This is a genomic window from Fusibacter bizertensis, from assembly GCF_029914245.1.
In the GTDB taxonomy this organism is placed as follows: domain Bacteria; phylum Bacillota; class Clostridia; order Peptostreptococcales; family Acidaminobacteraceae; genus Fusibacter_C; species Fusibacter_C bizertensis.
Genome location: NZ_JARYZI010000013.1, coordinates 24,248 through 47,029, shown reverse-complemented (window position 1 = coordinate 47,029; position 22,782 = coordinate 24,248). Strand labels below are relative to the sequence as shown.

Genomic DNA, 22,782 nt, shown 5'->3' with positions numbered 1-22,782 from the left:
TGTCGTTATACGCCATTAATCTTAAAAAAGTGTTAAATTAGAATTATCTTTCATTTAATTGATTTCTTAAATTTTCTAATCTAGACTGCACGATGTTAATCAATGATGCCTCAGTCCCAGATAAAGCAACCCCACCTTGGCGATTACCTATCATACCACCATTGAACTGCCCATTATCAGGTCTTACTCCAGGTTCAGGACGCTCTCTGGCCTCAGGGGTTTCTCCAAAGACTGGTCTTTCCCCACTCGAAAAAGCTTCTTCATCGCTTGGTAGCGCTCCCCTTTCGGGTCCATTATATGGCGTTACATTTGTTTGAGCATCTATAGGATTCTCATTAGCTATAGGGGCCTTTTGTGTTACACTAACTTCTTGATAAGCCACACTATATTCAAACTGTTCCATCGTAACAAACTTAGTTGGGTCTGCTTCAACATAAGGTCTAATCTTATCTGCAAGCGCTGTGACTTGATTTTCAAAATCTCCTAGCAAAACGATATATTCCTTAATTATTTCATAGTACCTCTCTTTGTACTCTGCGACACTTAACAGTTTACTGATCATTGGAACGTTTTCCATACTTGTACCAGATATTGGCTCATCAATAGCTGCATCTGACTGCGCGCCCTCAGGGAATCCACCAAATGACATATTGTAATCCCATGGTAAAACTACAAATTTACCTTCGTTATTATAGAGATAATAATTTTGTGCAAACTTCCCATTGTAACTGTCGTAGTTTTCAAGCACTGTATTTGCAGCGATATACTTTAATGCACTTTCAACATCTAGTACAGATTCAATATCACCTTTTTCTCCTATAGGCATATCATTTAATATTTTAATAAAGTTAGATAGGTCTTCTTTGCTTTCATCTTTTCCGTTTTTTTGTTCACTGTTTTTGTACTCACTGTTTTCTTCATACACGAGTGTGCTACCAGATTCTTGCTTATATAAATTACCATCATTATCTCCAAAGAGTCTCGTCAAATAGCTATCATCAATTGCCTCTACCATAAGGTAAAGTCCATAAAGTTCATCATTTATTTTCACCTGTACGAAATTGTTAAGTGGCACATTTAAACCTTCTTCACCCATAATTTTATAACTAAGGTATTCGCGCAAATAAGATGGGTCTGAGAACATGTTGTTAAGTACAAACTCATCAAGCCCCATCAAATTTTGATCATCGATGTATTTGTCAATTTTCACTCTAAAACTATATCTTTCAGATTCGGAACTCGCCACTGATTTTAGAGAAGAGTTTCCTTTAGTTCTGAAACCAACATCGCTGACGAAGTTACCATCTACTGTTATACTGGCAGAGTAATAGGTTTCATCTTGCGGATTAGCTAAAAGTTCAGCCCAATCTGCAGCAGCTATTTCTATATTGATCTCATGGACTTTCTCATCATCAAACAGTTCGCTGTAAGCGGTTTTATCTATCTCTGTTTTCGTAGTTTCATCCATTTCCTCTTGTGTATCAGCCAGCGTCTCTATCACTTCATCTGGAGTAGAAGCGATTGCATCATCGGCACTGCATCCAGATAATATTAGTATCAACACCAGACTCAGCATCACCAATATTTTCTGTTTTTCAAAAAATCTTCTCAAATTATCCATATCGACCCCTCTTTATTATTTTTCTTGTATACTTGTCACTAGCTTCACTCACCTGCTTGATCAGATAAAAGTGTCAAACTGATATTTAGATTACCATTTCTACACCTCAACTCATCGATAAAGGCTTTAGTGCTCACATTTTCTTTTAAATCAATGTCATAAAAGATTTGATATAAACTACCGAGTGCCGTTGTCTTTACCCGTTTCAGATTACTTTTTAGTGTGAATTTTTCCATAATGTCAGCAAAAGCAGTTTCATAGTTTAGGTCTTCCGGAATGGTGATTACCAGTTGTTTAGATTCTGTGGCACCACCTTTAAATTTAGTTTTAAATAACAGAAACATCACTGCACAGAGAATAACCGTAAACACAGCTGCATATGCGAATGCACCTACGCCACTTGCAAGCCCCGCTGCCATGGCAAACAATACGTATGCAATATCTTTAGGCTCGCCAGGAGCACTTCTAAACCTGATAATTGAAAATGCTCCTGCTAAACTAAAGGCCCTAGCAACATCACTTCCAATGAGAAATATAATAATAGATATCACTGCTGGTAATAAAATCATCGTTAAAGCGAAGTTTTCAGAATAATGTCCTTTAATGGATGTTTTATGATACGTAAAACTGATAATCCCTCCACAGATAAATGCCATCACAATTGTAACAATAACTTCAATCAAACTTAACGAGCTGCTTGTTGCTGTTGTACTAAATAAGGACTCAAACATGTCACTTTTTCTCCCTTCACTTTTTTCTTTTCTTCAATTTGATACTTATAATCTTCATCTTTAGTCAGAAATTCCTTGCCATATTTTGAGAAACTCGTCGCATATAATTTATATTCGGATAGCACTCTTACAAGCCACATGGGCAATGTCTTTTCAGCTTTAACTTCCATCAGCCATTGTCCCTTTGCCAAAAGTGGCCGCCCATAATCACCACGTTCAAGACCTAGGTCATACCGGCGTGTTCTTATATTTGTATCAAAGGTGATTCTTAAATCATCTGCAAACAAAGCTTTGCGATCATATGCGATATATACCATCGGTTTAAGTTTATATTGATGTAGCATAAAATGTATTTCATTAATAACTTGTCTATTCTGATATGGCTTTTTCTCTGGGATCACTTTGTCGTTAATAAACTGATATGCTTCAGTGAGTTCTAACGTCGTTCTACGTTTATTTACAAGCCCTTGATACTTTTTCTTTATTTCCAAAAAGACCTTTGACTCAAGTTCTGGTATACCATATGCTCTGAGCCTCAACTTTTCTTTGTAGATCGGTTTTGATAATGATTTCTTTATTAAAGCATCATCTACAGTATCACAATAGAGATTGCTAATTGTATAAAATCCGTTTGCTTGATTATAAGCATCCAAAGTCATCTGCTCCTGTAAAACTGCTGATACAGCTTCGTAAGTCTGTTGGTCTAACAAAAATTTTTTCTCATATCTATTAAAAACTTCTATACTCATTGCTCTCTCCTCACTGAACTACCTATTTTCTAACTTGAGCTTATTATAAAATGAATTCCTTTAATGAACCTTAAAGAAAAAAGCTAAAAGGTGTCAGGTCATAGTTAGCCATTTGGCTAACTATGACCTGACACCTTTTAGCTTTTAAGATTCATTAAAGGTTACCTTGCTATTCTATAGGAAGAAAATCGGTTATAATATGTAGAAAAGGAGTGAATGTATGAGAATTTTACTCGTTGAAGATGAAGTGCATTTAGCAGAAGCGATCTCACAGATTCTAAAAAAAAATAATCTCACTGTTGATATGGTTCATAATGGTGAAGATGGATTAGACTACGGATTAAGTCAAATATACGATATGATACTGCTTGATATTATGTTACCTAAAAAGAATGGTCTCCAAGTTTTAAAAGAGCTTCGGGCAGAAGGCATAAAGGTACCCGTACTGATGTTAACTGCAAAGGGAGAAGTGAGTGATCGTGTCACTGGACTTGATAGCGGAGCAGATGATTATTTGCCAAAGCCTTTTGCAACCGAAGAGCTTTTAGCACGTATCCGTGCCCTTTCTAGAAGAAAAGGTGAAATCCAAGTGAGTGATGATCTGAATTTTGGCGATATCAAGCTTACACCGTCTACTCTGATGCTCACGAAAGACTTTCAAGAAATTAAACTGACGCTTAGAGAATGTGAACTACTAGAATTTTTGATTCTTAGAAAAGGTTTGATTGCTTCTAAAGAAATGATCATTGATAAACTATGGGGGTTTGACTCTGAAGCTGAGCATAATAATGTAGAAGTCTATATTTCATTCCTTCGTAAAAAGCTAAGCTTTTTAAAATCAAACGTTATAATTGCAACTACTAGAGGCGTCGGATATGCATTGGAGGTAAATAAGTAATGTTCAAAAAGTTACGCAATCGTTTGCTACTAATGAACTTAAGCATAATCTCTATATTGATGCTCATCTCTTTCTCAACGATCTATATCATGACATATAACAATATCCACGAGGTTATCAAACAAGATCTGTTCAGAATTGCTGATTTCAATAAAAGCGACCGCATTGTTTTACCAAAGTTTGATTTGCTAGGTGGATCAATGCCTGTACCAACTGAACCCCAAATCGCAGATAATAATATGAATACTAAGGAAAATGATAAGTTGCCTAAAGAGAGAATTGCAGCTTTTGTAATCGAAACCAATAAGGGCTTCAAACTTTCCTCTTGGCTCTCTTTTTTCTCAGCTGATGACACATTTTATACCAATGCTTTAGCAAATGTCGACAAAACTGAGGATGCCTATGGTGATTTCGATCTCGATGGTAGCACGTGGGCTTACATGGTTCAAAAAAGACCAAGTGGCTATGTCATCTCTTTTTTAGATATGACCACCCAAAAGGATGTACTTGACCGACTAATTCTCACTTTTATAGGTGTTTCAGTTGTGATGCTTTTCGTTATTTTCTTTATTAGTAGCTTCCTAACGGAAAGGTCAGTTAGGCCGATCAAAGAAGCGTTCGACAAGCAAAAACAGTTTATCTCAGACGCATCACATGAACTCAAGACACCACTGGCGGTCATACACACCAATGTAGATGTTCTGCTTAGCAGTACAGACGAGTCGGATAAAAAATGGCTTAAATACATTAAATCAGAAGTTGAACGAATGGGACATCTCACCAACGATTTACTTTATCTAACTCAAATGGATGGTGCAGAAGATCATCAGATGATGAAATCTAATTTTGATATTTCAGAAAAAATTGAACATATTTTATTGGGTCTTGAAGTTGTAGCTTTTGAAAAAGAGATAGATCTAACTTATGATATACTACCAGGCGTAGAAATCTATGGCAATTCCGAGCAACTCTCTCAAGTTGCAATGATTTTACTTGATAATGCCATCAAATACACGCCTTCAAAAGGCAGCATTAAAATCAAACTATATAGATCAACGCATCACTACACACTTGAAATTGAAAATACTGGTGAAGGCATCCCCGAAGGAGACTTACCTAAAATCTTCGATCGTTTTTATAGAGGTGATAAGGTGCGTTCCCGCGAAAGTGGTAGCTATGGATTAGGACTAGCGATTGCAAAATCCATCACCGAGCAACACGGTGGAAAACTAAGCTGTGAAAGCCTCCCTAATGAAAAAACAACTTTCACCTTAAAATTAAAATCCTAAACTTTAATTTTAAATCCTAAACTTTAATTTATAATCCAAAACTTTAATTTAAAATGAAACTAAACTAAATTAGACTAGACTTAAAAGAGCTAGACTTGACTCTCTTATTTAGAGAATCCTAAGTCTAGCTCATTTTTTGGATACGTCTTCTATACTTGATTAAAATATACATTCAAACTTAAACAACTGGGAAATCCTTTGACTCTGAACTTAAGTCTAGAGTCTCTATTGTTTTTACCATTTCATCAAGTAAGGATGTATCTGCAAGTTCTATCATGCCTCTATCACACGCCGCAGCATGTTTAGGATCAATCGGTAGCCTTGCCATCACATTTAAACCATAATTGTTAGCAACTTCATCCGCATTGCTCTTGCCGTAGATATAATGTTCTTTGTCACAGTCTGGACATTTAAAATACGACATATTTTCTACGATGCCTAAAACCGGTATTTTAAGCATACTCGCCATCTTAACTGCTTTAGTCACAATCATCGATACTAAATCTTGTGGTGTTGTGACGATAATCATGCCGTCTATAGGCAAATTTTGAAAAACAGTAAGTGCTACATCGCCTGTTCCTGGTGGCATGTCCACAAACATATAATCAACATCACCCCAAATTACATCAGTCCAGAATTGTTTAACTGCACCACCAATCATAGGTCCTCGCCAAACAACTGGATCAGTATCATTTTGAAGCAATAGATTGATCGACATCAATTTAATTCCCATATGGCTGCGTACTGGAAACATCCCTAGTTCGTTTGAACTGGCTTTTTCCGTTATACCGAAGCTCTTTGGTATAGAGGGCCCTGTGATATCTGCATCGAGTATAGCTGTTTCATAACCACGCTTATTCATCTCAACAGCTAACATAGACGTTACAAGCGATTTTCCTACACCGCCTTTACCACTAACGACACCTATCACGCGTTTTATTTTACTTAGATCATGCGAAGGTGATAAATCAAGATTGCTTTTAGTTGTGCGATCTCCACAATCAGTTGCGCATGAACTACAATTTGAGTCACAAGAATTGCTCATGAAAGCCTCCTCATCATTAGGATTTTTCATCTATATCCGTTATTTTCCGCAGCATCCTTTACCTTCACCATGATGTCCAGCGTGTCCTTCACCTTTTCCATATCCACCGCAGCATCCACCTTGCTTATGCTCCGCAGCTATATCACCGTGATGGCCGTGTCCACCACAGCATCCGCCTTGCTTTGGTCCAGTTCCATCTTTATTTGGCATATTAAATCTCCTTCTATAATATAGTGGTCAAATAAAACCTTAAATTTTTAGTATGAGCTCTAGTCCCAACCACTATAAGTATAATACGTTTTCGATATATGTCAATAACTATAAAAACATTTCCAAAAAAGTATTGACAACACCCTATTGATTGTATACAATCTAATTGTACCAAACAAAAGTACATACAAAATATATGGAGGATATGATGAATATATACGATTTTAATGCAAAAGATATTGATGGTAACGAAGTTTCACTTAGTGATTATGAAGGGAAAGTTCTTTTAGTGGTTAACACTGCTAGCAAGTGTGGTTTCACACCCCAGTACGAAGATCTACAGAAGCTTTATCTTGAGTTCAAAGACCAAGGCGTAGAAATTCTAGGATTCCCTTGTAATCAGTTTAACGCACAAGAACCAGGCACTAACGATGATACAAAAAACTTTTGTTCACTGAACTACGGTGTCACTTTCCCACTATTCGAGAAAACAGATGTCAATGGCGCTGATGCCCATCCAGTCTTTAAATATTTAAAAGATGAAGCGCAATTTGAAGGCCTTGACTTATCCCATCCAACAAATAAAATTTTGGACAATATTTTGAAAGAAAAATATCCTGAATTCACAATTGGAAATGCAATACGTTGGAACTTCACAAAATTCCTAATCGATCGCAAAGGAAACGTCGTTAAAAGATTTGAATCATCATTTGAGCCACTTGACTTAAAAGAACATCTATTACCACTATTATAAGTGCATTCTAAACACCTTTTTGGTTAAATACGATTCATTAACTCCTTAGTTCATGGCTTTACCATCAGCTGAGGAGTTTTTTCATAACATTATCAATCCGTTTTTCATTCCAAACCAGATTTCTCATACAGCAATTTTGATAAGATACATTTATAAACTAAATATCAAAAATAAATAAGAATATATATCAATATAATGTTTATAATCACTCTTTATTGGGGTATTAATGCATTAAACTCAGTGAAAGCGAGGTCATAATAATGACAAAAGAACTCATTCATAGTCGATTTTCAAAAGCGCTTGAAAATCATAATCGTGAAGAAGCAGTTGCAATCATAACCGATGCCTTAGAAAATAATCAAATTAGCATTCAAACGCTCTACGAAGAAGTTCTTACCCAAAGTCTTAATTCTATTTCTAGCAATCGACAAGAACAATCAATGCCAATATGGGAAGAACATCTAAGCAGCAATATAGTCAGAACTGTTGTTGAACTTACTTTGCCTTATGTATATCAGCAAAGACAGCAACTTGAAGCAAATCATACTCAACCCTTAAATCGTAAAAAAGCTGTGGTATTTTGTCTTGAAGAAGAGTATCACGAACTTGGTGCACGTATGACAACTGATTTTTTAACCTTACTTGGATTTGACGCCTATTTTATAGGGGCTAATACACCTAAGCAAGAGATTTTTAGTGCGATTAAGCATTTCAAGCCCGATCTAGTATGTGTTAGTGTGACTAATTATTTTCACCTTACTAAACTTCATCGATTAATTGAAGAACTCAGAACAATAGAAGTTTTAAAACATTTTACGTTTATCGTTGGCGGTTATGCCGTTCACAACAGCTCAGATGTGAAATCACAGATAAAAGCTGATTATTATGTCCGTACTTTTGATGACTTAAAAGCTGTAAAGGAGGCGATCCGATGAGATTAGCATTCAGAATTGCCTTGCGTTTTTTATCATCAAGCAAAGGTCAAACCGTATTAATCGCACTGGGTATTGCTATAGGGATCTCAGTACAAATCTTTATTGGCTCCTTAATAGAAGGACTTCAAATTAGTTTACTCGATTCCACTATTGGAAGTTCGCCACATATCACAATAAGCGCAGCTGAGAAAAACGATCCTGTTGAAGATTATCTCACTTTAGAAAACAAGATCGATCAGCAGTATTCTAAGGTTTCATTTATGACCCCTTCAGTGAGTGGTGGGGCGTTCATGAAAACAAATGACAAGACACAGCAAATTTTATTACGCGGTTTTGAACTTGATCTTGCTGATGATATCTATAAGATTTCCGATAAACTAATAGATGGCTCTATGATGCCCTCCTCTGATGATGAAATTTTATTAGGTATTAGTCTTGCAGAAGAGTTTGATGTCACCATAGGTGAAACAATTGATATACTCACAGCAACCGGTGAAGTTTATCCAGCCAAAGTTGTGGGCTATTTCGACTTAAAAGTTGCTAGTATCAATCAAAGCTGGATTATTAGTCCGCTTGCATTTTCACAAAATACTTTAGGGCTTACCACAGATCAAGTCACTTCACTTGAAATTCAAATTGACAGTCCATTTGATGCTGATATCTTGGCGACACAGATGCTAGGTGACAACCTTTCAGACCAAATAAGGATTGATAACTGGAAAGATCAAAACGAACAGTTACTAAGTGGACTTAGTGGGCAAAGCACCTCAAGTCTAATGATACAAGTTTTTGTTGTGATCTCTGTCGTTTTAGGTATAGCCAGTGTTCTAGCGATTACAGTTCTTCAAAAATCAAGACAAATTGGTATCTTAAAAGCCATGGGGATCAACGATAAAACCTCTAGCCTTGTATTCTTGTTCCAAGGATTTATACTTGGGATACTCGGCGGTATTCTCGGAATTCTATTTGGTTTAGGACTACTGGTTGTCTTTACTAAATTTGCACTTAACCCGGATGGTACACCAGTTGTACCAATCTTTATTAATATGAAATTCATAGGCTTATCAGGATTTATCGCAGTTGCTGCTTCTACTTTAGCATCAATCATACCAGCACTTAAATCCCGAAAACTTTCTCCAATCGAGGTGATCAAAAATGGATAATAATATAATTACACTCAGTAAAGTCAGCAAAGTATATGGCAACCAGATAAAGACACAAGTGCTATTTGATATTGATCTCAACATTAAATCCAATTCATTTAATGGCATCATCGGTGCTTCTGGAAGTGGCAAAAGTACTCTACTTAATATCATAGGTACTTTGGACCAGCCAACTCAAGGCGCGGTCATGATAGATGGTGTACGAACAGACCAGATGAAGAAAAACGCTTTAGCAAAATTGAGAAACGAAACCATAGGCTTTATCTTTCAATTCCATTATCTTCTTCCCGAGTTTACAGCTTTCGAGAATGTGTTAATGCCTTATTACATCAAAGGACAAAAGATCGATAAGAAAATGAATGCTAGAGCACATGAACTGATGGATCTCGTTGGGCTTTCTAAAGTAAAAAACAACTTAGCGGGAAATATGTCCGGTGGACAGCAACAACGAACAGCAATTGCAAGATCTCTTATTAACAATCCCAAATTGATACTTGCCGATGAACCCACTGGAAACCTTGATAGCGATACAACTGAAGTTGTCTATGATTTATTGCGTGATATCAACAAACAGTTCGAAACCACTTTTATCGTCATCACACATGATCGGAGAATTGCTGAAAAAACAGATCGTATCATAGAAATCAAAGATGGGAAAATCTTCAACGACTTTTCTCGAATCTAAGTTCGTAAATAGTGGCACCACTAACCTGAAAGACGTTATTCGGATTAGTGGTGTCTTTTTATATACTCTCAAATCTGACAATGTGCCTTTATCAATATTTTTTTGATATACTGCTAATTGCTGTTAAATGCTGTAAAAATGTGGTATAGGTACTATAGGCATTTCAGATGGAGGTTTCTATGAAAAAGTATATATTATTTGTCTATATAATATTTACAATTGGGCTCTTACATAACATATCGTTTGCAAATGATGAACCTCAACCACGACACATTCTAGTTTTAAATGCTTATCATTTTAATTATGAATGGACATTTAACCAAGACATCGGTATAAACAAAACATTAACTGATGCATATCCAGACGCCATCATCTACAATGAATTCTTGGATTGGAAAAGATTTGCTGATGAAGAACTACTTACAAAACAAGCCCAGCTATTGGGTGCTAAATATGAAAATACCGATATCGACTTGATTCTTACAACGGATGATAAAGGTTTAATCTTTGCAATGGATTATAGAAAAGTTTTTTTTGATAATGCTCCCATTGCTTTTAGTGGCATTATCGAACATACTGCGCTTTCAATTATAGGTAATGAAGATAATATCACTGGCGTTTATGAGAATATGGCACCTGCTGGTGCTTTAGATTTAATGGCAAAGTTAAAACCTTCCCTCAACAAAATCATCGTCATCCACGATCTCACCGAAAGTGGACTGCGAACTTATGAAGCTTTCGATAAGGATTACCAAGAACATAGCTTAAGTCACTCTACAGTTGTTGAAGACTGGTCAAATATGTCTTTTGAAGTGTTACTTGATAAAGTACCATATTTAGATGCCAATACTGCAGTAATGCTGATTTCGTATAACATCTCTTCAGATGGTTTTCTTGAAAAACCAGAAATCTTTGGTGAATTACTATCCGCAGCTAGCTCAGCGCCTATATTTTCAGTAGATGAATTTTTACTTGATCATGGGATTGTTGGGGGGACATTTCTAAGCGGCGTTATGCAAGGAGAGATGCTTGCAAAATTAGGAATCCAAATTTTGGAAGGAACTGCACCTGATCTGATACCGCACGTGAGCAAAGCCACTGTATATAGCGCTGTTGATGAAGATCAATTAATTCGTTTTGGATTAAAAAAAAGTGCTCTACCTGAAGATATTACTATCCTAAACGCACATTTTTCTTTTTTTGAAACCTATAAAAACATCGTTCTCGGTACTTTGTTGGTATTTAGCTTATTGATTCTATATATTTTAATGATGTTTATTAATATTCAAAAAAGAAAAAAATCTGAAAGTGAAATTCGTCGTCAAAAGATTAGCCTTCAAGGCCTGAATGAACAATTGGAAACCTCTGAAGAAGAACTTCGGGCTCAAAATGAATCTCTTCAGGAATATCAAGGCCATCTTGAACATATAGCAAAACATGATGCGTTAACCGGATTACCCAATAGAGTTTACCTTGAAGAATTTATTTCAAACCATCTAAAAGACTCAGACACCATGGCCTGCGACCAAGTAGCAGTTGTCTTTATTGATCTTGATAATTTCAAATTTATCAACAATACCTATGGTCATCATTTTGGTGATCAAGTGCTTAGAATAGTTGCTAATAGGTTAGCTGAAGTAAATATTGATCAGTTTAGCGCTCGCATAGGTGGTGATGAATTTATCCTGGTAATTGATAATTTTAAAACTGAGAAATTATTACTTGAAAATGTATTTAATCGCATTAAGCATGCCTTTTCTTTACCACTTGTCATTGGTGAAGATTACATTACCATATCAGCTAGTATCGGTTATAGCCTATATCCAGATGATGGCTCAACTGCTGAAGAGCTGATTATGCAAGCTGATTTATCCATGTTCAACGCGAAGAAAAGTGGGAAATCGAAATACATGCATTACGATCCATCCATGAGTAACGCACTTGAAAACGATCACTTGCTCATTTCTCATATTAAAAATGCATATGAGAATAAAGAATTCACACTACATTATCAACCTCAGATCAATGCTCACACAGATGAGATCATTGGCTTTGAAGCGCTTATAAGATGGTATAGCAAGGATTTTGGATATATTCCTCCCGATAGAGTGATACCACTTGCAGAATCTACTGGATTGATTATCCCAATTGGTCTATGTATAATTGAACAATCTATTCAATTTGCACTGGAAATGAAGAAAAAGTTTTCATCAAACTTCAAAGTCTCCATTAACATCTCTGTTGTACAATTACTAGAAAGCAACTTTGAAGATGAACTTTTCGAAAGGTTAGAGCGTTATCATTTAGACCCCCGATATATTCAACTAGAAATTACTGAATCCGTTTTAATTGAAACTAGTGGCACAATGATCGTTAAATTGAACTCAATACGCGATAAAGGAATATCCATTTCTCTCGATGACTTTGGAACAGGTTTTTCTTCCCTTACTTATCTACAAAAGCTTCCAATCAATGAGATCAAAATTGATAAATCCTTTATAGATGAAATGCTCACAGACTCTAAACCTGCAAAACTTGTAGATACGATCCTTTATCTTGCAAAAGAACTCAACCTCAACGTAATCGCTGAAGGTGTTGAAACAAAAGAACAGCAAGATTATCTACTTGACCACGGGTGTTCTATCATGCAAGGTTATTACAATAGTAAACCACTTCCAATTGAAGAAGTCATACTTTTTTGTGAAAAAAGAATCCACTAATCTTATTAGACATATGAACCAATCATTATAGCTCCTGCTTTCTCAACGTTTTAAGCACTATGAGAAAGCAGGATTTTTAGTTTGAGTTATTATAAGTCACGCCTCGCTACTATTGTAAGTTTTTTATGGCATAAGTCTTTGACCATCTCTAGGAAAGAGGGAAGTTCTTCTAATGTTACTAAAGCCTAGAAGCAATGCTGTTAATCTTTCAAGTCCAATAGCAAGTCCGCCATGTGGTGGTGCACCATATTTAAAAGCTTCTAGATAGCTTCTATACATCTCAGGATCAAGACCTTTTCTTTGCATCGCTGAGACAAGTGTTTGATAGTCATGGATTCTGCGTCCACCTGTTGTGATTTCAACACCTCTAAAAATCAAGTCGAAACTATGTGTTTCTTCCTCACCACAAGGCATCGTGTACATCGGTCTCTTCCTTTGAGGATAATGTGTTAAGAATAAAAAGTCTGATCCTGTTTCTTTAAAAATGTGGTTACTAATGAGCTTCTCCCCTTCAGGATCAAGGTCCCCTTCAAGCTCCGTTTTTCCATACTGAGTTTTTAAGATTACTATGGCCTCTTCTAGTTTGAGTTTTGGAATGTCTGAGGGCACATCTGGTAAAGCTGCTTCAAGTAATTCTAGTTCTTTTTTATAGTTTTTACTCAACTCCTGAAAGATATATTTTAATAGCTCTGTTTCAAGTGACATAAGTTCATCCTCATGTTCAATAAACCCCATCTCAAGGTCAAGGCTAACATATTCATTGAGATGCCTGCTCGTGCTATGTGCTTCTGCTCTAAAAACCGAACCGACTTCAAAAACACGCTCCATACCTGCGATAACCATCATCTGTTTATAGAACTGAGGACTTTGAGCGAGGTAAGCTGTTTCTCCAAAATAATCGAGTTTAAAGACATTCGATCCCCCTTCAGCACCCTCTTTAACAAGTTTAGGGGTATGAATCTCTGTGAAATCCTGTTCTTTTAAAAAACTGCGAAAAGCATCTCCAATAGCCGCTTGAATTTTAAAAATTGCTTGTTCTTTTGGATGACGAAGTGCTAAAACTCTATGTTCTAATTGCGTATCAAGTTGAACTTCAAGTGATGCACCATTGATCTGAATTGGTAATTCTGGCATCGCTTGTGAGAGTATTTTTACACTTCTAGCAATAAGCTCTATTTGTCCATAGTCATTTTTACTTGGTACACATCTTCCCTGTAGTTGAACGACAGATTCTAAAGTAAGATTATGTTGCTCGGTTTGTTCTGGCGTTAGAATACACTGCAGTAAACCACTTCTATCCCTTAGTATTAAAAAAGTAACAGACTTCAGTTTTCTAATACGGTGTATCCATCCCATTACAGTAACCTCATCATGGCTTTCATGATTGCTTTCACTGCTCAAACTAATCTTACCAACCAATTGCCTTTCTTCTGAATTCATACGTTTCATACACATTCTCCTCTCTGTTTTCGAGAGGCCCTATAAGAGTACCACTGTGATTAATCACATAAAGGTTCTAGCTTATATAAAAAGCCCCTCGAACAATTAAGTTCAAGGGGCGTGTTTACACGCGGTGCCACCCTAATTTAACTACGTCAAAAAAAAATAAAACCTTCACTCCTGTAAGGAGCGAAGGTTAATTCGCGGTACCATCCTTTTTCCGACCGTAGTCCTCAAATCCCTATAACGTAGGAACCCGGCATTTCCTATACAGTTACCTTTTCAGAAATGCACCTTGCGAATGTCTTTCTATGCCGCTTCCATATGAGGCTTTCACCAACTCCTCACTCGCTTAATTTCCACTGCATATACTTTTTCGTTCATTGGTATTGAACGTATAATAACAAAGTTTTTTCTAAGTGTCAATAGTCAGTTGATTAAAATCTCCTGAATTTTGAGGCACCAGATTTAGCATTAAATCTCCTATGTCATAACTTAGGAGCCTATCAAGTTCATCATAGTCAGATTCTGGATTTAACCATAAATCTATGCCCGACGCCTCAAGGATTAAAGGCATCCTGTGATGTATTGTTCCCATAGATGCATTGGCCTCTCGAGTGACGATACTAAATCTCCAATTTTCTTCCCCGGTTTCATCTTTTTGCTTGGTATAAATTCCTGCCATGCACATAATTGGCTGGTTTGGAAGCTCGACAGTATACTTAGGTTTCTTTTTATCATCCGTAAATTCAGACCATTCAAAGAAACCATTTGCAGGTACGATACATCTTCTTTTATCGAAAGAAGCTTTAAATAAAGGCTTACTGCTAATTGTTTCAGCTCTGCTATTAATAATAGGTCTCCCCACTTTAGGAAGTCTTAATCCCCACTGCATCAAACCGATGCGTCTCTCACCTTTACTCTGTATCACTACGGGCGTACTTTGAGTCGGAAAAATTACCGCCTCTGGTACGTGAATTTTAGGCTCATATTTGATTTTAAAGTAATTCAGTAAAAACTCTGCATCTGCATCAAGATAAAACCTTCCACACATTGTTCACTCCTTATGAAAATTTACGAATAAGTGACTTATAAAAAGAAACCGTTTCGAGAATTGTCTTAACAGTAATTCGCTCGTCATTACCATGGATTAAACCACGCTCCTCTTTTGAAAGTGTCATGGCTGAAAATCTTAAAACATTTTCAGAAATCTCACAAAAATGCCTTGAATCACTTGCAGCCAACATAAGATAAGGTGAAACAATGACATCCTTCCATACTTCACCAATTGTATCACTTACGTTTTGCCATGCCTCAGTATCGGTTCTAGAGTATGGCGATGCATTTCTTTTTTCCATCACTTCAATCTCCAATTCTGCTTCACCTGATACGGTTTTTAGATGTGCAATTGCACTTTCTACAGTATCTGTACCCAGTAACCTTAAATTTAATCCTATGCTTGCAGCCGGAGGCATCACATTAAAAGCCTTGCTCCCCTCCATCTTAGTTGGTGCAATTGTAGTTCTAATAAGTGCATTCATTTCACCACCCTGCTTTTTAAACAGAAGCTTAAGTACTGGTGCAAAACACCAAAGGTTCGCAAAAATCAATCGATAAGTAAAACTCGAATACCTACCTAATGTAGTAAACATCTCTGTTACAGCAGGTGTAAAATGCGACTTAAACGGGTGTTTATCAATCCTAAGCAGTGCCGCAGCAAGTCTAGAAACTAACGTTTTTGCAGGTGGTGCTGAAGCATGCCCGCCGTGTCCTTTTAGCTTAAGTGATACATCTAGATATCCCTTTTCCGCTACGCCGATGAGGGCACAAGGTTTATCAAGACCTGGAAAGACTTCTTCTACGATTGCGCCTCCTTCATCTAAAACAAGTGCTGGCTTAACACCCTCTTTTTTTAGATAACTGACAATGCTCGGTGCAGAATCGCCAGAAATCTCTTCATCTCCAGAAAACGAAAGGTATATATCCACATCAGGTAGTGTCCCTTCTTTGATATGCGCTTCTACTGCCTCACATACACCAAATAAAGTCCCTTTGGTATCTAGTGTTCCACGTGCCCAGATGACATCATCTTCTAAAATAGCATCAAAAGCTGGTTTCGTCCAAAGCTCTTGGTTCACTGGCACAACATCATAGTGCGACATCAAAACTACAGGTGCCTTATCTGATTTTCCTTTCCATCTAAAAAGCAATCCAGTCGTGCCATGCTTTGTTTTCTCACAGTTTGCATGAATCAAAGGATACTGCTCTGCTAGCGTGTTCTCAAACGCATCAAATGCACTATAATCTATAAGACTTTGATCATTATAGGAAACTGTTTTGACCCTTAACAAAGACTGGAAACGTGCCATGGCTGCATCTTTTTCAGCTTCACTTTTATACGCAGATTCAACTTGACCCGTTGGTTGACTTGTCCTTTTATCTGGTTTAAATCTAATCGTGTTAAACAATAAAACAACGATCAAAACGATAAGGACCAACAATATAGCTAATAGAACGTTTATAATCATTTTCATACCTCCAGTTAACAATTTTACTAGCAATTAACGCTTCCATTTGTCAAATTTAAATTTTATCAAATTTAACTCTTATCGGTATTTAGCAATCCCTTATTATAAAGTAACCGCGCCATACCAATCGCGATCAACGAGCCCACTGGAACAAGTACAGAAACTGAACTTGCAAGAGATGGCACTAATAAAAATAAAACAATCATAAATAGGAGTGGTGAGATGGCAATTTTCCAATTTTTACTCACATAAACCACTGCAAGTCCACCAAAAAGAGCAGGTAATATATTATCAAAAGCAGGCTTTAGCATCTCTGAATTTAGGATTGGTGTAAGGGGGGTTAGCATCAGTACGCCCACCGCTATAATAATAGTTGTTACTATCGATGAAGTTGCAATAGCAATTGTCGATATTACTTCACCCTCCAGTGTACCTTGTTTCACCTGAGCATTCTCCATGGCATAAAGCGCACATGGTACTTTAAGATTTGTTAAATTTCCTGTAACGAATCCTAGATAAGACCCTCCCGATCCGAGCATCGGCGTGTAGGTGATAATCTCAATCACAGCTACAGTCCAAAAAATTGGTGCTACGCCTAACAGGCCTTTAAATACAGGCGCAAAACCTGGCCATGCATCATAATAAACACTGATCATAAAAGGTATACTCATCATCATAAAAAATGCGCAAATCATCCAAATCCGACCAAAAACGTGAACTTCATCTTCGTATTTACGGCTCTTTTTAACCTGCGCCAACTTTAAACTGCTATTCTTTTCCATAATTTTGTCCCCCTTATCCTATCCAGTTGGTAATCACAATTGCAAACCCCATGGCACCAAGGATGCTAAATGGCAATGCATAGTCTTGTAACCACCTAAGTTTATATTTTTTCATCAATAGTCCACAGATTATCATGATTACTGCTGATGCAAGGAGTACGAATATAGGTATAAAACCTTGAATACCAGAGCGAACATCTGCAAAAACAACACCTAAGAATGCTGAGATCATACCTAAAAAGATAGCGGTTATAAAAAGTTCTCCCCATTCATTGTCCTTATCTTTAACTTTGACGATTCCCCGTTGAATCTTTTTTAAGAAAAGTGGAATCAGAACAACACTTGGAATAATACCTATTGTCATTACCCATACAATTGTTGAAAATACATGAGGATCCGTAATTTGCTGAGTCACTGATACCCCTAAGGAAGACGCTGCAGATGCAGCTGCTGTTAACTCATATGTGATTGCCCCCAGAATACTGAGACGAATCCATGGTAATGGTAAACCTAAAAATTTTGAAAGTGAAATAACCCCTAGTAAAATTGACAACGCTGGTGCAATGGTAAAGACCGCGCTGGTTTTGATGGTTCTCATGATCACTTTTTTATCAAACCCCATAGCCTTCGCTTGTTTAATCGCCTTTAACATGAAAAACAGCGATTGAGCGATCACGAATACAACGATGATTGCAGCCAAAGCGTACATAAATCCACTGTTAAGATCAAACTTCATAAATTGCTCCCCCTTTTTATCGTTTTTTATATCGATATATATATTTGTCTATATCTCTATTTATACATACGTCGCATCAAAGTCCATATCCAAACCTATATGCGATTGCAAGCCAAAACATTGCTAAAACAAATAGGACTACTTGAAGTGGCAATATGAATTTTAACCACTTTACATAACTTATACGTGATAATCCAAGTGCGATTAGCAGTACTGCATTGGTAGGATATAGAATATTAGAAAATCCATCTCCAAATTGAAATGCCAGTATACCCAGTTGCCTTCCAATACCTAAAAGGTCCATTAATGGCATCAAAATTGGCATTAATATAAACGCTTTTGCACTCCCTGATCCGATAAAAAAGTTAAGTCCCATTACTGCTAAAAAAGTCATAAATAGCGCAAATAACGGCGATTTATTCTGAAGTTGGTTAGAAATTCCATATAAGATTGTTCCCAAAATTTGGCCTTCAATAAGCACGTGTTTAATCCCTGTTGCAAGCAAAATAAGTATGATAGCAGGTGACATCTCTTTTGCACCTTGGAAAAACTGCTTAGTTACCCACTTGCCACTACCATTTACAATTTTCCCTACTCCAATACCGGCGATTAAAAATATAAGTCCTATAATTGGAAGTGTAATGTCTCTTAAAAATGAGATGAAAGGTGTCAGACCAACAACGACAACCATCAGTAACATCAGACTGACAAAAAATTTATAAGCACTTGCTGGTACATGTGATGTATCTTGTATTTTTGCGTCAATACGCTCTGTTCTATTTCTTTTAATATGGCCTTTAAGAAAGAAGAATAAGACACCATAAACAGATATAAACACAAAAAACCTTAATAGTGCACCCGAGAAAATAACCAGTCCTGCAAGTTGCTGGGCAACACCTATTGTAAATGGATTGGTCACTGCAGCAGCAAAACCAAGTCCTGTTGCAAGTACACTAACGCCTAGTCCTGTTACATCATCCCAGCCCATTCTTCTAGCAAGGATTAAGATAAGAGGCACTAGGGGTACAACTTCTTCAAAAACCCCGACAAATGCGCCTAGTGTCATAAACACAAAAATCAACATCGCCAACAATAAATTTTCATTGTTTGCAAATCGTTTGACGATCGCAAGTATCACGCCTTCGATTAACCCCGTTTCTTTTAAAACATGAATTGCACCACCAATAATAAGTAAAAAAATAATAATGGCTATTACAAGAGCACCCGAGTCACTAAAGAGCACTAAAATAGGCGCCCCAATCCAAGTTACAATTGGAATTCCTCTTGTTTGTGACTTTGTAAAAATCATGGTCTCAGGGTCAAACTCACCTCCCGGAATAAAATAAGTCAATAAACCCGTGAGCATCAGCATTAAAAATAATATGACCGCAGCACTAATAAAAGTTTTTGCAGCGCCATAATCTTGCCCCTTTTTCTGTTTTTTAACGATAATTTTCTGCTTTGACATGTTCCCCCCCTTATTTTAACCAGACATTCTCTATACGTTCATAAAACCGGTCAAAACATGCTGTACCGATTTCCTGTGCTTCATCAATCATCAGTTCTTCGATCTCCTTCAACCAAATTTTCATAACCGAAGCCCCTTTTTCTTTGACCACGGCATTGCCGACATTTAAAATCCCTATTTGAAATTCATTAACTAACATCGTATAAATCGGATTGCCACTGAGCATGGCTAATGTATGTACCCATATATAAACATCATGACCAATGTTGATCTCAACAGAAGTGATCATGTCATATGATTTTTTCCTTTTAACAGGACTCATCTTATGGATCTGTCTGATCATCGCTTCTAGATTCCTAATGATAAATTCCAGCATCGCATTGTTCAAACTAGGAAAACGGCCTCGATCCATATGATATAAACTTTCTAAAAGTCCAAGCTTACCTGATGTCAAATAATCGTTCACCTTTATGCCTTTTCTTGGTACAATCGTCACCAGACCTTTCCCTTCAAGCCTAATAATTGCTTTGTGAATTACAGGTCTACTGTAACTCAAAAGCACTGCCAATTCTCTCTCTGGCGGTAACATCGTATGCGGCGGATAAACATTCGTCAGTATCTTTTCTACCAAGATTTCCTCTACAGTGGTTTCAGCTGATTTCATAGTAAGCCTCCCATTTCTGTGGTAATACCACAACTTAGACATTATTATATGCTTATGTTTTTAGAAATACAATCGTTTTCTGAATTTTCTGCAAAATAAAAAAACACCTCCTAAGTAGATTAGGTTATTTACCTTGTCTACTTAGGAGGTATCATATCAAAACTAAATTCCTGTTTTTTTATTAACTTTATCATTTTATGGTAACAGCAAGTCATTGAGTGCTTGCTATTGGTTAGATGAACATGTTTTAAGTTCAAACCAAAAAGTGGTGCCTACACCAAGTTCAGATTCAACACCAAAGTTCGCATCATGCGCTAAAAGAAGTGCTTTGGTAATCGCGAGCCCCAGTCCTGATCCCATGGGTTTACCCTTGTTTTGATCTTCAAGTTGATAAAACCGGTCCCATATATGAAGGCGTGACTTTTCTGGTATACCTTTTCCATCATCACTGACTTCAACTCTCAGGCACTGCATTGCTTCTAGCACCCTTATTCTAATCGCTGTTTCCGTCTGTGCGTGGTTAATGGCATTGCCTATAAGGTTAATAAGAACTTGTTCAATTTTATCCCTATCTGCAAATACAAGCGTCCTATGCACATCACAGATAATTTCCACAGGATGCATCACATTGAATCTAGCTTTCATTTCCTCTAATAGTGGCAACATATCAAAACAAGACTCTTGAGTAATCGATTGACCCGACTGAAGTTGAGACATGTTAAGTACATCATCAATCAAACTGCTTAACCTGTTAGATTCTTTAATAATAATGTCGAGTTGAAGTTCTCTTTTTTCTTGATTGTTACCAGTGACATCTCTTAAAGTTTCCGCATAACCTTTGATTATACTAAGTGGTGTTCTGAGTTCATGTGAAATGTTCCCTATAAGATCTTTTCTCAATTCGTCGATTTGACCGAGTTCTTTACCCATTTCCTCTATATCTTTGGCAAGCTGACCAATCTCATCATCTTGAGCAACTTCACATTTTGTATCAAATTTACCTTTTGCGATTTCTTTTGCAGCCAAGCTGATCTTGATCAGTGGTCTAGTGAATTGCTTAGATACAACAAGTGCAATTGCTGAAGCGAGTATCAATAAAATCAACATGATATAAAGTAATTGACTTTTTATTATTTCAGCAGTTTCAGCTACTGGTTCAATTGGTGCTGTGATAATCATCGCCCCTACTACTATACTTTTTTGATCAATAACAGGAGTAGCCATAACCCAGTATTCAGTATCAAAGCGCATATGTGCTACTGTTGTAATCTCTGTTTTGCCTGTGAGGACATGGCTAACCAACTCAGATAAAGACCTTTTAAACATCTGTTCAACTGCTAGGTTATCCTGATATAATGTACTTCCTTGCCCATCGAGGATCATCACGCCTAATCCTGTTAATTCTGTTAGTTCCTCTATCTTCGTTCTGACGCCATCGTCGTTTAATCCTGCTTGACTAGAGCCAGTAGCGCCAATTAATTTTGATACCTCATAGACTTTATCTTCAGTTCTTTGGAAATGCATGGCATAATAAAAGCGCTCTAAAAAAACAACTTGAAACAGCCATAATATAACTAACATAGAGATAACCAACAGCATGAGCCAAGTCCAAAGTTTCCCCCTGATACTCTTCATATTTCCCCCATTATTTTTCTATCACTACAGGATCAAATTTATAACCGACACCCCATACTGTAACAATCCAGTTACGTAGGTCACCCATATGTTCTCTTACCATCTTGATATGCGTATCTACAGTTCTATCATCTCCATAAAAATCATATCCCCAAACAGAGGTTAGAAGTTGCTCTCTTGAAAAGGCAATTTTAGGATTTTGCATTAAAAACTGTAAAAGTTCGTATTCTTTTGGTGTCAAACTTAACCGTGTGCCAGAAATTTCTATCGTTCTTGCATCGGCATCCAATACCAAAGGCTCAAAAACAATCTGAGCATTAGAAGTTGAAACTTCTACCTGTGTTCTTGCAATAACGGCTTTCATTCGTGCCAGCAGCTCGCGTGGGCTAAATGGTTTGACAACATAATCATCGACACCTAATTCAAACCCAAGGAGTTTATCATATTCTTCCCCTCTAGCGGTAAGCATAATCACTGGTTGTTTTCCTTTTTTTCTAATCTCTCTCAGAGTGCTCCAGCCATCGAGCTTTGGCATCATCACATCTAGGATAATCAAATCATAAGTTTGGGTTTCTAATAGTTTTATCGCTTCAAGTCCATCTCCAGCCTCTGTTAGTTGAAAATCTCCTATCGTCATGTATTCTTTCATGATCTCTCGTATGTGAACTTCATCATCTACCATGAGTATTTTTTTCTTTTCAGACATTTTAACCTCCCGGAGTAATATTG

The 22,782-nt window shown here is 36.9% G+C and carries 21 protein-coding genes and 1 other annotated feature; of the genes, 7 read left to right on the top strand and 14 right to left on the bottom strand.

The features are described from left to right. Positions 1–43 precede the first annotated feature (43 nt). The 3 genes from QE109_RS15350 to QE109_RS15340 are packed head-to-tail and all read right to left on the bottom strand — an operon-like array spanning position 44 to position 3,101. The gene (locus QE109_RS15350) at positions 44–1,621 is read right to left on the bottom strand and encodes a CotH kinase family protein (protein ID WP_281095433.1); all 1,578 of its coding nucleotides are present in this window, start codon (positions 1,619–1,621) and stop codon (positions 44–46) included. Between the two features lie 44 nt (positions 1,622–1,665). Next, positions 1,666–2,352, bottom strand: a complete 687-nt coding sequence (locus QE109_RS15345) for a DUF4956 domain-containing protein (RefSeq protein ID WP_281095432.1) — start codon at positions 2,350–2,352, stop codon at positions 1,666–1,668. Then, entirely contained in the window at positions 2,307–3,101 is a 795-nt protein-coding gene (locus tag QE109_RS15340) for a polyphosphate polymerase domain-containing protein (RefSeq protein WP_281095431.1), read from the bottom strand. Before QE109_RS15340 ends, QE109_RS15345 begins: the two co-directional genes overlap by 46 nt. 220 nt (positions 3,102–3,321) lie before the next feature. On the opposite strand from QE109_RS15340, the gene QE109_RS15335 reads away from it, so the two are divergent. Then, a complete protein-coding gene (locus tag QE109_RS15335; RefSeq protein ID WP_281095430.1) occupies positions 3,322–3,999 on the top strand; it encodes a response regulator transcription factor in 678 nt (225 codons plus the stop codon). Continuing rightward, the gene (locus tag QE109_RS15330) at positions 3,999–5,288 is read left to right on the top strand and encodes a sensor histidine kinase (RefSeq protein ID WP_281095429.1); all 1,290 of its coding nucleotides are present in this window, start codon (positions 3,999–4,001) and stop codon (positions 5,286–5,288) included. The genes QE109_RS15335 and QE109_RS15330 overlap by 1 nt, the downstream gene beginning before the upstream one ends. Positions 5,289–5,466: 178 nt before the next feature. Here QE109_RS15330 and QE109_RS15325 read toward each other — a convergent pair whose 3' ends face one another. Both QE109_RS15325 and QE109_RS15320 read right to left on the bottom strand, forming a co-directional pair. Next, complete coding sequence (locus tag QE109_RS15325) at positions 5,467–6,333, bottom strand: Mrp/NBP35 family ATP-binding protein (RefSeq protein ID WP_281095428.1); 867 nt, start codon at positions 6,331–6,333, stop codon at positions 5,467–5,469. A gap of 39 nt (positions 6,334–6,372) precedes the next feature. Then, on the bottom strand, positions 6,373–6,543 hold the full coding sequence (locus QE109_RS15320; protein ID WP_281095427.1) for a hypothetical protein: 171 nt from the start codon (positions 6,541–6,543) through the stop codon (positions 6,373–6,375). A gap of 208 nt (positions 6,544–6,751) precedes the next feature. Here QE109_RS15320 and QE109_RS15315 point away from each other — a divergent pair, with 208 nt between their 5' ends. The 5 genes from QE109_RS15315 to QE109_RS15295 all read left to right on the top strand — a co-directional run bounded on the left by QE109_RS15315 (position 6,752) and on the right by QE109_RS15295 (position 12,800). Then, positions 6,752–7,297 (top strand): glutathione peroxidase, encoded by a 546-nt coding sequence (locus QE109_RS15315; RefSeq protein WP_281095426.1) that lies wholly within the window; start codon positions 6,752–6,754, stop codon positions 7,295–7,297. A gap of 260 nt (positions 7,298–7,557) precedes the next feature. Continuing rightward, complete coding sequence (locus tag QE109_RS15310) at positions 7,558–8,232, top strand: cobalamin B12-binding domain-containing protein (protein WP_281095425.1); 675 nt, start codon at positions 7,558–7,560, stop codon at positions 8,230–8,232. Continuing rightward, complete coding sequence (locus QE109_RS15305; RefSeq protein ID WP_281095424.1) at positions 8,229–9,395, top strand: ABC transporter permease; 1,167 nt, start codon at positions 8,229–8,231, stop codon at positions 9,393–9,395. The genes QE109_RS15310 and QE109_RS15305 overlap by 4 nt, the downstream gene beginning before the upstream one ends. Next, complete coding sequence (locus QE109_RS15300; protein ID WP_281095423.1) at positions 9,388–10,080, top strand: ABC transporter ATP-binding protein; 693 nt, start codon at positions 9,388–9,390, stop codon at positions 10,078–10,080. The genes QE109_RS15305 and QE109_RS15300 overlap by 8 nt, the downstream gene beginning before the upstream one ends. Positions 10,081–10,259: 179 nt before the next feature. After that, positions 10,260–12,800 carry an EAL domain-containing protein gene (locus QE109_RS15295; RefSeq protein WP_281095422.1) on the top strand — a complete coding sequence of 847 codons (2,541 nt, stop codon included), beginning with the start codon at positions 10,260–10,262 and terminating at the stop codon, positions 12,798–12,800. A gap of 123 nt (positions 12,801–12,923) precedes the next feature. Here the strand turns inward: QE109_RS15295 and aspS are convergent, their stop codons facing one another. The 9 genes from aspS to QE109_RS15250 all read right to left on the bottom strand — a co-directional run bounded on the left by aspS (position 12,924) and on the right by QE109_RS15250 (position 22,759). Continuing rightward, positions 12,924–14,249, bottom strand: coding sequence for an aspartate--tRNA(Asn) ligase (gene aspS / locus QE109_RS15290; protein ID WP_281095421.1), 1,326 nt, complete (start codon positions 14,247–14,249; stop codon positions 12,924–12,926). Positions 14,250–14,351: 102 nt separating this feature from the next. Then, positions 14,352–14,633, bottom strand: a binding site (T-box leader). A 22-nt stretch (positions 14,634–14,655) separates the two neighbouring features. Further along, the gene (locus QE109_RS15285) at positions 14,656–15,294 is read right to left on the bottom strand and encodes an SOS response-associated peptidase (RefSeq protein ID WP_281095420.1); all 639 of its coding nucleotides are present in this window, start codon (positions 15,292–15,294) and stop codon (positions 14,656–14,658) included. A 10-nt stretch (positions 15,295–15,304) separates the two neighbouring features. Then, positions 15,305–16,768, bottom strand: coding sequence for a M20/M25/M40 family metallo-hydrolase (locus QE109_RS15280; protein ID WP_281095419.1), 1,464 nt, complete (start codon positions 16,766–16,768; stop codon positions 15,305–15,307). A gap of 71 nt (positions 16,769–16,839) precedes the next feature. Further along, on the bottom strand, positions 16,840–17,550 hold the full coding sequence (locus QE109_RS15275) for a hypothetical protein (RefSeq protein ID WP_281095418.1): 711 nt from the start codon (positions 17,548–17,550) through the stop codon (positions 16,840–16,842). Positions 17,551–17,563: 13 nt separating this feature from the next. Further along, positions 17,564–18,286 carry a DUF5058 family protein gene (locus QE109_RS15270; RefSeq protein ID WP_281095417.1) on the bottom strand — a complete coding sequence of 241 codons (723 nt, stop codon included), beginning with the start codon at positions 18,284–18,286 and terminating at the stop codon, positions 17,564–17,566. 76 nt (positions 18,287–18,362) lie between these two features. Further along, the gene (locus tag QE109_RS15265; RefSeq protein ID WP_281095416.1) at positions 18,363–19,754 is read right to left on the bottom strand and encodes an AbgT family transporter; all 1,392 of its coding nucleotides are present in this window, start codon (positions 19,752–19,754) and stop codon (positions 18,363–18,365) included. A gap of 10 nt (positions 19,755–19,764) precedes the next feature. Continuing rightward, complete coding sequence (locus tag QE109_RS15260; protein WP_281095415.1) at positions 19,765–20,418, bottom strand: GntR family transcriptional regulator; 654 nt, start codon at positions 20,416–20,418, stop codon at positions 19,765–19,767. A 225-nt stretch (positions 20,419–20,643) separates the two neighbouring features. Continuing rightward, positions 20,644–22,053, bottom strand: coding sequence for a sensor histidine kinase (locus QE109_RS15255; protein WP_281095414.1), 1,410 nt, complete (start codon positions 22,051–22,053; stop codon positions 20,644–20,646). A 10-nt stretch (positions 22,054–22,063) separates the two neighbouring features. Further along, positions 22,064–22,759 carry a response regulator transcription factor gene (locus QE109_RS15250; protein WP_281095413.1) on the bottom strand — a complete coding sequence of 232 codons (696 nt, stop codon included), beginning with the start codon at positions 22,757–22,759 and terminating at the stop codon, positions 22,064–22,066. Positions 22,760–22,782 lie beyond the last annotated feature (23 nt).